This is a genomic window from Streptomyces niphimycinicus, from assembly GCF_018883605.1.
In the GTDB taxonomy this organism is placed as follows: domain Bacteria; phylum Actinomycetota; class Actinomycetes; order Streptomycetales; family Streptomycetaceae; genus Streptomyces; species Streptomyces niphimycinicus.
This window is the reverse complement of the sequence record NZ_JAHLEM010001182.1, coordinates 1-2,298: the sequence shown is the minus strand read 5'-3', so window position 1 is coordinate 2,298 and position 2,298 is coordinate 1. Positions and strand designations below refer to the sequence as shown.

Genomic DNA, 2,298 nt, shown 5'->3' with positions numbered 1-2,298 from the left:
CCCCGGCCGTGGCCGCCCTGCCGCCCCGGAAGGTAGGGCGGGGGCGGCGGGCCGAAGGCCGGGTCCGCGGCGCCCGAGGCATCACGGGTGTACTCGGTCCAGGCGGAACCGTCCCACCACCGTTCCATGGCGGGGCCGTTACCTGCGTAGCCGGGATCGGGGTACCAGCCGGGGGGCGTGTTCATGGTCACACGGTCAGCCTATGGCCAGGGGTGCGGTCCGTACACCGCGGATGGCGGGACTGCGCACAGGACTACAACGGAGTGACGTACGCCCCGGCGATCCCGCCGTCCACGAGGAACTCGGCGGCGTTGACGAAGGAGGCGTCATCGCTGGCCAGGAAGGCCACGGCGGAGGCGATCTCCTCCGGTTCGGCGAACCGGCCCACCGGCACATGGACCAGCCGCCGCTGGGCCCGCTCCGGGTCCTTGGCGAACAGCTCCTTCAGCAGCGGGGTGTTGACCGGCCCCGGGCACAGCGCGTTGACCCGGATGCCCTCGCGGGCGAACTGCACGCCCAGTTCGCGGGACATGGCCAGCACTCCGCCCTTGGAGGCGGTGTAGCTGATCTGCGAAGTGGCGGCGCCCATCACGGCCACGAAGGAGGCGGTGTTGATGATGGAGCCCCTGCCCTGCTGCCGCATATAGGGCAGCGCGGCCTTGCAGCACAGATAGACGGAGGTGAGGTTGACCTCCTGGACGCGCTTCCAGGCGTCGAGTCCGGTGGTGAGGATCGAGTCGTCGTCGGGCGGCGAGATTCCGGCGTTGTTGAAGGCGATGTCCACCGAACCGTAGGTGTCGAAGGCGGTCTTGAAGAGCGCCTCGACCTCCTCGGGGTCGGTCACGTCCACCCGGACGAAGAGCCCGCCGACCTCCTCGGCGGCGGCCTTGCCCGCCCTCTCGTCGATATCGGCGCAGACGACCCGCGCGCCCTCGGAGGCCAGGCGGCGCGCGGTGGCCAGGCCGATGCCGCTGCCCGCTCCGGTGACGACGGCGGTACGGCCCACCAGACGGCGGCACACGGGGGTCTCGGTCACGTCACTGCTCCTCGGTGCTGATGAAGACGTTCTTGGTCTCGGTGAAGGCGGTAAGGGCGTCGGGGCCCAGCTCCCGGCCCAGGCCGGACTGCTTGTAGCCGCCGAAGGGGGTGGCGTATCGCACGCTGCTGTGCGAGTTGACGGACAGGTTCCCGGCGGCGACGGCGCGCGAGACCCGGACCGCGCGGCCCACGTCGCGGGTCCAGATCGAGCCGGACAGTCCGTAGTCGGTGGCGTTGGCCAGCCGTACGGCGTCGGCCTCGTCCTCGAAGGGCAGGACGACGGCGACGGGGCCGAAGATCTCCTCCACGGCGGCGCGGTCCCCGGGGCCGGTGGCCTCCAGCACGGTGGCCGGGTACCAGAACCCCTTGCCCTCGGGGGCCTCGCCACGGATCGCGGCGGGCGCGTCCTCGGGTACGTAGGACCGCACGCGCTCCCGCTGGGCGGCCGAGATCAGCGGGCCCATGGCGGTGGCGGGGTCGGCCGGGTCGCCGACCGCGAAGGAGGTCACGGCGGGCGCCAGCAGCTCCATGAACCGGTCGTAGACGCCGCGCTGGACCAGGATGCGGCTGCGGGCGCAGCAGTCCTGGCCGGTGTTGTCCAGGAAGGAGCCGGGGGCGGCGGCCGCGGCGCGCTCGATGTCGGCGTCGGCGAAGACGATGTTCGGGCTCTTGCCGCCGAGTTCGAGGGTCACCCGCTTCACGCCCGCCGCGCAGGTGGCCATGATCGCCTTGCCGACTGCCGTGGAGCCGGTGAAGACGACCTTGGCCACGCCGGGGTGCTCGACCAGCGCGGCGCCCGCGACCGGCCCGGCCCCGGGCAGCACCTGGAAGAGCCCCTCGGGAAGGCCCGCCTCCAGGGCGAGTTCGGCCAGCCGGAGCGCGGTGAGCGGGGTGGTCTCGGCGGGTTTGAGGACCACGGCGTTCCCGGCGGCCAGGGCGGGCGCGGTGCCCCAGGCGGCGATGGGCATGGGGAAGTTCCACGGTGCGATGACCGCGACCACGCCGAGCGGCTCATGGAAGGTGACGTTCAGCCCGCCGGCCACCGGGATCTGGGCGCCGTTCAGCCGCTCCGCTCCCCCGGCCGCGTAGTCCAGCAGATCGCGCACATTGCCCGCCTCCCAGCGGGCGTTGCCGATCGGATGGCCCGCCTCGCGGACCTCCAGGGCGGCGAGTTCCTCGATGTGGCCGTCCACGACGGCGGCGAAGCGGCGCAGCAGCCGGGCGCGGTCGGCGGGCGCGAGCGCGGCCCAGCCGCGCTGG

Annotated in this window: 3 protein-coding genes; all 3 read right to left on the bottom strand. The window is 73.1% G+C overall.

Going from position 1 to position 2,298, the window contains the following annotated elements:
• Positions 1–185 (bottom strand): DUF2510 domain-containing protein (locus KN815_RS48705; RefSeq protein WP_216348148.1); only part of this gene is annotated, 185 nt, incomplete at its 3' end.
• Between the two features lie 68 nt (positions 186–253).
• Positions 254–1,036: a 3-oxoacyl-ACP reductase gene (locus KN815_RS48700; protein ID WP_216348147.1), complete on the bottom strand. Its 783-nt coding sequence runs from the start codon at positions 1,034–1,036 to the stop codon at positions 254–256.
• Between the two features lies 1 nt (position 1,037).
• Positions 1,038–2,298 (bottom strand): aldehyde dehydrogenase family protein (locus KN815_RS48695; protein WP_216348146.1); only part of this gene is annotated, 1,261 nt, incomplete at its 5' end.